This window comes from Catenibacterium sp. co_0103 (assembly GCF_004168205.1).
In the GTDB taxonomy this organism is placed as follows: domain Bacteria; phylum Bacillota_I; class Bacilli_A; order Erysipelotrichales; family Coprobacillaceae; genus Catenibacterium; species Catenibacterium mitsuoka_A.
On sequence record NZ_RCYB01000086.1, the window covers coordinates 1 to 7,968 of the forward strand.

A 7,968-nucleotide genomic window follows, 5' to 3' on the forward strand; every position below is an offset into this window, starting at 1 on the left:
ATAGTTTTGGTGGATTTGAGTTTGGTTATATATTTGTGTCCGCGCAACGAAGGCGCGGGGAAATGGAGGAAATCATGCTGGTACTGCCCTACTCCAATAGATTGAGGATCAATCTTAATAAGTTCTGATAAAGGATCAAGTAGTCTTCTTGCGATAGAAATAGCACTTCTTTGTTCAACGTGGAGGTCTGGGAATTCTTCTATCGCAAGCTTAGAGGCACTATAAACACTCGCTCCTGCTTCACTGACTATTGTATAGCTTACAGGTAAGTGATATTTCTTGATTGTATTTGCGACAAAAGCTTCACTTTCACGACTGGCTGTACCATTCCCAATCGCAATAAGATTGACATCATATTTTGTACAGAGGTCTACTAGTTTCTTTTCTGATTCCTTCACTTTCGCAACAGGAGGATGTGGGTAGATAACATCTACTGTAAGTTTCTTACCTGATTCATCAATGACAGCGAGCTTACATCCTGTACGGAAAGCTGGGTCAAAGCCTAAGATTCTCTTATTTTTCATCGGAGCCTGTAAGAGAAGCTTGCCTAGATTATCAGAGAAGACATCAATACTTGCTTCCTGGGCTTTTTCAGTAAGAGCATTTCTGACTAATCTTTCTAGAGATGGATAAGCAAGACGCTTTAAGCCATCATCAATGGCTTCATCTACATATTTGGCTGTTGGACTCTTAGGGAACTTAATATAACGTCTTGAGACAAATGTCTTGATATAATCCTCATTAATGTTGATAGAAACAGTGAGAATCTTTTCTTTTTCTCCTCGATCAATCGCCATAATACGATGTGTCGCAATACGTGAGACATTTTCAGAATAGTCATAGTACATCTTATAGGTCATCTTTTCATCTTCTGCATTCTTCTTTTTAGAAGTGACAAGTCGGCCGTAGTTCATCATAGAATCGACAATCTTATTACGTACTGTCATATCATTAGAAATCTTTTCTGCAATGATATCCTTAGCACCCTGCAATGCCTCTTCTCTAGAAGTGATTGTATCGTTTAGATAGGCATCAATGTCTTTTTCATTAAATGTACGTGGTAAAGAAAGAAGTGTCTTAGCTAAAGGTTCTAGGCCTGCTGCAATAGCCACACTGGCTCTTGTTTTCTTTTTCTGTTTATAAGGACGATAGATATCTTCTACCTGTGATAAACGTGTACATGCGTTGACCATCTTCACGATATCATCATTTAAGTGTCCTAATGTTTCTATTCTTGTAAGGACTTCTTCTTTTCTTTTTTTAAGATTTACCTGATAGTCATATTGTTCCTGGATCACACGAATCTGTTCTTCATCTAAGCCATGTGTTAATTCTTTACGATAACGGGCAATAAAAGGAACAGTACAGCCTTCTTCTAATAGTTTTAATGTATTTTGTATCTGTTCTGTCTTGATATTTAGTTGTTCTGAAAGTTTAAGTATAATATCTTCCTGCATTGTCTACTCCTTTATAAAAGGCTGATTGCTCAGCCTTATGCATGTTTATATAAGTATGTGATTGAAAGTGGTGGTAATTCTAATTCTCCATTATAATCCACCATTTCTCCACTCATCAAATCCTGATAAGAACCATGTTCAATAGGTGGATAGATTGTATAAGGTGCATCATCAATATTAAGTGCAACTACAATCTTTTCTCCTTCATAGTTTCTTTCTAATACGTACTGTTTATTAGTAAGAACTAAATCCTTATAGTCTCCTAATGTGAGTGCTTTATGTCCTCTACGCATATGAATATATTTTGATACTAAACCAGATAATTCGTTAGGTTGAGGTGCATCGAATTCTGGACGAAGTGGTGCATCTGTTAGTCCTTGAATCTTTTCACCTTTAATACCCCATTCTGAACCATAATAAATACATGGAACACCAGGTACTGCCATGAGTAATCCAAATACTAATGGAAGTTTTCTTTCATCAGTTAATGTACTAGATATTCTATTCACATCATGGTTATCTACAAATGTGAGTAAATCCCTACCTCTGTACATATCCATCGCATTTCTCTTTAATGTATGGGCATATTCAAACATATTCAAAGAGTTAAATGAAGACCAGAATGCTTTATATGATGGATAATCAGTGATTGCATCTAGTTTAGCTTCTGTATACATGTAACCTGCATTATCACCTAATACTTCTCCTAACATAAAGAAATCCTGTTTTAAACTCTTACAATGATCACTCAACATTGCCATAAACCATCTAGGCAATGAATAAGCGACGTCTAGTCTTAAACCATCTATATCAAAACACTTGATCCAGTAATCGACTGCATCTAGTAGATAATGTTGGACATCTGGGTTATCTAGGTTTAACTTCACAAGTTCATAATGACCTTCCCATCCTTCATACCAGAATCCATCACCATAGCTAGAATCTCCATCAAAGTTGATATGAAACCAATTGGCATATGGGCTTGCAGGTCCTTTTTCCTGGACATCTCTAAACGCAAAAAAGCCTCTACCGACATGGTTGAATACCCCATCTAATACAACCTTGATATCATGTTCATGGAGTGTTTTACATACTTCCGCAAAATCTTCATTTGTACCTAAACGCGTATCGATGAGATTATAATCACGCGTATCATAGCCATGAGAATCACTGTTGAATACAGGATTGAAATACACAGCACCAATTCCTAATTCTTGTAGATAAGGGACAAAGTCCTTGATTTTTAAAATACGATGAGCCTGAATATCATCATTTACTTCAGGCGCACCACAAAGTCCTAGTGGGCAAATCTGATAAAATACTGTTTCTTGATACCACACAATTAACACTTCCTTTCTGTTTACTATTATACTTCATTTTTATGTGCTATCCAATCTATTTATATTTTTAGTAACTTACATTTATGCATTTACTATATATTTATAGATATTCTAATTTTTTATTGTATATATCGATTATGCTCAGGGTCATAGTCGTTCAATAATAGTTCTATCTTGTCTTCATCATAGTCAAGATAGACATATAAGACATATATAAGTAAATCTTTAAGCTGCTCATGAATGTCTGTTCCAAAGTATAGACGTAATATCTTCTCACAGCTTAACGCAAAGCCCAATATATCTTCAGTATTCTTATAGTCTTCATATATATGATCAATCATCCATCCCATTTCTTCATTCAATGATTCTTTGAGTATGTTATAGAATTGTTCCATATTAGTGCCTCTTGAAATAGTTTTGAATATCTTCTGCAGGAATAATGGTTATTTCCCCTTCTTTATAATTATTCTTCCATGGTCCTGTTTTAGTGAGTGTTATAAGTGTTTTTAAAGGGTAACGAGAGAATGTATTGAGGATTTCATCTATGTATTCCTTCTTATTTTCATCTAGATCTAAATAAGCATCTTCGATGATTTTATAACGCATATCATCTTGTACTCTAAATGGGAATGTGGAGAATAAGTGATAAACATCAGGATAGATGACACCTTGCTTCCATGCTTCACAATGTTCATGAAAGAGTGGCTGTGGATAGGAATAAGCCTGTATGAAGTAAAGATAGGATTCTAATTGCATAGGTGTGAGTTCTTCTAGTGTATAAAAGAGATAAGAAATCACCTGCAATATTTCTTTTGAACAGGAGAATTGTGATTTAAGAGTGAGACATCTGTTGATTGCCTTTTTAAAGGCTGGTCCCATCTTTTCATGGTTCTTATTCACTAAACCCATCATATAGTCTATATCACATAGTGCATTGTGAATAACTTGTGCATAGTCAGGATGAGGAGTGCTTCCCTGTAAATATCTTGTAATAGTGACTTCTCCAAAGCCTAAAGCATAAGATAATGGTGCTTTACCGAGATGATAGAGAGACATAAGGGCTTCTATTTCTTCTTGTATTCTTGTTTTACACATCTTATTCACCTTCTTCACACTTATTATAGCATATGATAGACTTTTTAGAAATATCTATCATATGCATTAAAACAAAGAAAAAAGTGCATATTATTGTGAATATGCACTTTCCTGTGTGAAGAGATTTTCTATCTCCACCAACATTTTCCCAAATTCATTGAGCTTTATATAAAGCTCATCATCGTCAATATTCATGACGATTTCGTTTTGTCTGATCCTCGCATCATGCATATAACATATTGCAGAGATCTTTTCCTTCTTATCAGCGTCTAGCTGATATGTATCAATCAGATTTGTGATTGTCGATGCCTGGTCTGAGAGCTTATAGGACCTGTTATGCACAAAGGCATAGACAATCATATGTTCACCCTTGAAATTCTTATAGGGCATTAATAGTTTTTGATAATTCAGCATACGCTCCACTTCCCCTCTTGTTCTCTATTATATCTTAGTTACTATTTATAGATAGGGTGTGGCAAGAGATTGGACAAGGAAAAACAACATATTATAATTCTAGTGAAAAGATATTCTTAAGCTGTATTTTATGGTTATTAATATAAATATAGTGATCATTGAGATTTACTATTTGTATTGTTCCTCTTATTTTAGAATAAGAAGACCCTGTGTAATAGACAAGTTCTACTTCATCTCCTTCTTGAATTTGATGAATTTTCCAGTTAAGTTCATAATATTGGTCTTCACATAGTTCTTTTCTAGGTATTTTGGTATCTTCTTGAAGTAGTTCTTTAAATCCTTTTAAGGCATCAAAGCTTAAAAATAAACGTGCACGATCAACCTTCTTATGCATTATGTCCTCCAATTAATGTATTTCTTTTTTCTGTAGTGGCTTTTTCCTGTTTATTCATAAGCTTTAATATCGCATTCTTCCCATACTTATGGCGGATAGAGACAATAGCTTTCTGAAGTTTCTTTTCTTCTTCTAATGCCTCTATATCACTAAATAAGTCATAGGATTCATAAGCTTCATCTAAGACATCTCCAAAGGATATAGAAATCTGTCTGATCAGTCTTCCTTTTTGAACTTTTAGATGATAAAGAGAAATAAAGGCATCCATCAGAACACTCAATGAATTGGTTCTGACTGTCAGCTTTCTAGAGCCTCCTGCCCATCCTCCACCATCTGTACGTGAATAACCGATATATAAACTTATATGATTTGTGACAAGACGTGATTCCACAAGTCTTAAGACATTGAGTTCTACCATTTCCTTTACAACGAGTATTGCATCCTCATATTCATAATCAGAAAAGAGAACTTGAGAATTATTAATTGATTCATTCTTAGGACGATACTTCTTAATAGAGGCAATCGTAGCAGGTTCTCTTCCCCAGGCATGATCAATAATATATTCCGCATTTATACCAAACTCCTTATAAAGTATCTCTTCAGGAATCTGAGTAATCCCATGCATATCCACAACACCGAGTTTTAATAAATGATTGGCTGTTCCACTTCCCATATGCCAGAAATCAGTAATAGGTAAATGATGCCATAGGTATTTCTGATATCGTTCTTCATCTAATATCCCAATATTCTCTTTTGTATGCTTAGAGATAATATCAAGAGCGACTTTTGCAAGATAAAGATTGGTTCCTATGCCACATGTGGCAGTAATATGTGTATCTGCAAATACAGCCTGCATCAACATCTTCGCAAACGCCTTCGCACTCTTATGATAAAGATGCATATAAGATGTGATATCAATAAAACATTCATCAATAGAGTAAACATGAATATCATCAGGTGAGACATAACGACAATAGATACGATAAATACGTGCTGAATATTCCATATAAAGATGCATACGAGGCATCGCAGTAATATATTCAACACCCTTGGGTATTTCAAATATACGGCAGCGATTATGAATTCCCATACTTTTCATTTGAGGTGTAATCGCAAGACAGAGTGCTCCATTACCTCTAGTAGGATCTGCCACTACAAGATTGGTTTTAAAGGGATCAAGATGTCTTTCACTGCATTCGCAAGACGCAAAGAAGGTTTTTAAATCTATACATAAATATACTTTTTTCATCATTATTTCTCCTTCCTGTTAGTCTTATTATAGTTATCTGTGGTGCATATATCAAATAGTTTTGCACCAAAATGATTCTGTACATACAATGAATGACGCATTTATTTGCACCAAATTGTATTATGTTGTATAATGCCTAAAAAGAGGTGGAGAAGATGAATTTTAAAGAATATCTAAAGAAATACAAGGAAAAGATGGGTGTGTCTAATGAATATATTGCGAGTCAATTAGGCGTGAACCGTTCTACTGTGACAAGATGGTTAAAGGGTGATACAAAGGTCACAAATCCTGAAGTGATAGAGAAGCTCTCATTTATATTAGGTGTAGATGTAGAATCACTTATTAATAGTGAAGAACGTTATGAAAAGCCAGTACTAGGTGAAGTCAAGGCAGGTTATGATTTACTCATTGATGAGAATTTTGAAGGATATGAGCAGGTGACTCAGGATGATTATTATCGTGGAGATTTCTTTTTACGTGTTGTAGGAGATTCTATGTCAGGGGCACATATTCACGATGGAGATTTATTATATGTAAAAAAGTGTAATGATGTACCAAGTGGGACGATTGCGGTCGTATTGATTAATCGTTGTGAAGTAACAGTCAAAAAGGTTATAAAAAAAGAAGGATTACTGATTTTAGAACCAGCGAACCCTTCTGTAGATGTACGTTATTATTCTCAGGAAGAGGTAGAAAGTCTTCCTGTAGAAATTATTGGAAAAGCGTTATATAGTCGTTCTGATTTAGTATAAGAATTCTTCAATCATTAAAGTACTCATACGCTTCTTGAGATCATCTAGCTTTACATCATCACCTAGACAAAAAGAAATATGTTTATATTCTTCAAAGAGTGTTTTTCTGCAGGTAATTTCTCTTTGTCCGATTGTAGTCTGATAAAGATGATCATGTGTTGTAATGTTCATATGATGTTGTAATTCCTTTAAAGCAGCCTGACCATTAAGTTTCATACGATGATTCTTTTCTTCTTGATCATCGTTGCTTTGTACATCAAACATATAAGCACAAATACTATAGTTCTTATGATGACATTCCTTAAATAAGTCATGAATCATATAAGTGAAGTCTACAAATATACCTCCACCTGTACCCCCTACTATACCAGAGGCAATAAGGACATTAATATGATCCTCCCCAGCAATAGAAATCATTTTTTCAATGAGTGTCTTGAACTCACTTCTTATACCTTCATAGACAGATTCAGTTCTAAAAATCTTCTGTCCAAGTGTTCTATCACAATCTGTTCCACGAGGATCTAGAATGATGATTTCATCATCTGTCATATGTGTATTCTTGATATGAGAAGTCATATCTACGATTCTCATTTCTACTCTATCTATATCATCATAATCATGTTTTATTTTACCTTTTAAGGAATCAATGACACCGCCACCAAGTCCTCCTAATCCAACAATAATAATAGGATCTGCTTGATTCATGTTTCTACTTAGTTGTAGCCCCATAAAGTTATCCTCCATTTCATAATCACAAATAATTTAGCCTTTCCTATTCTAACATATTTAAAACACATTACAATAAAAATCAAAGGAAGCTGTAAAGCCCGTCTAGGGCCTTACAGCTTTCCTTTTTTCATATAATAAGATGCTTTGATTATAAGAACACGATCTGTATAAATATAACCATTTCTTATCATATGAGCATTGGAGAATTTCTTTCGGCAATTTTTATGCTGATCAGCTTCCCCTTCATAACCAGCATTCTTTTTCTCTTGAATCATATAATCCGCTTCCCCTCTTTCAATGCCATATATTATTATACAGTTATGATTATATATTACAATACATATTCATAACATATTCACATAATATGAAAAAGAACGCTCTTTTTAAGTAAATTGTTGCTTTGAGTAATCTTATTCAGCGAATATACCATAACGATATTCGTAATATGCCTCCTTAAGTGCAATAGGCATAGGTGTAGCTCTTACCATTTCATTACTGAAAGCCTCAGTATCCATCATCATTCTTAGAATCTCAGATG

At 34.4% G+C, this 7,968-nt stretch carries 10 protein-coding genes; 1 reads left to right on the forward strand and 9 read right to left on the reverse strand.

Features of this window, described 5'->3' with window-relative positions:
* The 7 genes from EAI80_RS10690 to EAI80_RS10720 form a co-directional block, all read right to left on the reverse strand.
* Positions 1-1,457 (reverse strand): Tex-like N-terminal domain-containing protein (locus EAI80_RS10690; protein WP_275055616.1); only part of this gene is annotated, 1,457 nt, incomplete at its 3' end.
* Positions 1,458-1,492: 35 nt separating this feature from the next.
* Entirely contained in the window at positions 1,493-2,797 is a 1,305-nt protein-coding gene (locus EAI80_RS10695; RefSeq protein WP_129982007.1) for an alpha-amylase family glycosyl hydrolase, read from the reverse strand.
* A gap of 119 nt (positions 2,798-2,916) precedes the next feature.
* Positions 2,917-3,192 carry a hypothetical protein gene (locus EAI80_RS10700; protein WP_129982008.1) on the reverse strand — a complete coding sequence of 92 codons (276 nt, stop codon included), beginning with the start codon at positions 3,190-3,192 and terminating at the stop codon, positions 2,917-2,919.
* A gap of 1 nt (position 3,193) precedes the next feature.
* Positions 3,194-3,892: a type II toxin-antitoxin system antitoxin SocA domain-containing protein gene (locus EAI80_RS10705; RefSeq protein WP_129982009.1), complete on the reverse strand. Its 699-nt coding sequence runs from the start codon at positions 3,890-3,892 to the stop codon at positions 3,194-3,196.
* Positions 3,893-3,982: 90 nt separating this feature from the next.
* Entirely contained in the window at positions 3,983-4,306 is a 324-nt protein-coding gene (locus tag EAI80_RS10710; protein WP_129982010.1) for a DUF1828 domain-containing protein, read from the reverse strand.
* Positions 4,307-4,397: 91 nt separating this feature from the next.
* Entirely contained in the window at positions 4,398-4,700 is a 303-nt protein-coding gene (locus EAI80_RS10715; protein WP_129982011.1) for a YolD-like family protein, read from the reverse strand.
* Entirely contained in the window at positions 4,693-5,949 is a 1,257-nt protein-coding gene (locus tag EAI80_RS10720) for a DNA repair protein (RefSeq protein ID WP_129982013.1), read from the reverse strand. Before EAI80_RS10720 ends, EAI80_RS10715 begins: the two co-directional genes overlap by 8 nt.
* Positions 5,950-6,104: 155 nt before the next feature.
* On the opposite strand from EAI80_RS10720, the gene EAI80_RS10725 reads away from it, so the two are divergent.
* The gene (locus tag EAI80_RS10725) at positions 6,105-6,701 is read left to right on the forward strand and encodes a S24 family peptidase (protein WP_022425596.1); all 597 of its coding nucleotides are present in this window, start codon (positions 6,105-6,107) and stop codon (positions 6,699-6,701) included.
* Here the strand turns inward: EAI80_RS10725 and EAI80_RS10730 are convergent.
* A complete protein-coding gene (locus tag EAI80_RS10730) occupies positions 6,693-7,430 on the reverse strand; it encodes a tubulin-like doman-containing protein (protein WP_161220335.1) in 738 nt (245 codons plus the stop codon). The two genes, EAI80_RS10725 and EAI80_RS10730, sit on opposite strands and share 9 nt — an antisense overlap.
* A gap of 110 nt (positions 7,431-7,540) precedes the next feature.
* Positions 7,541-7,705, reverse strand: coding sequence for a hypothetical protein (locus tag EAI80_RS13480; RefSeq protein WP_161220336.1), 165 nt, complete (start codon positions 7,703-7,705; stop codon positions 7,541-7,543).
* Positions 7,706-7,968: the final 263 nt, after the last annotated feature.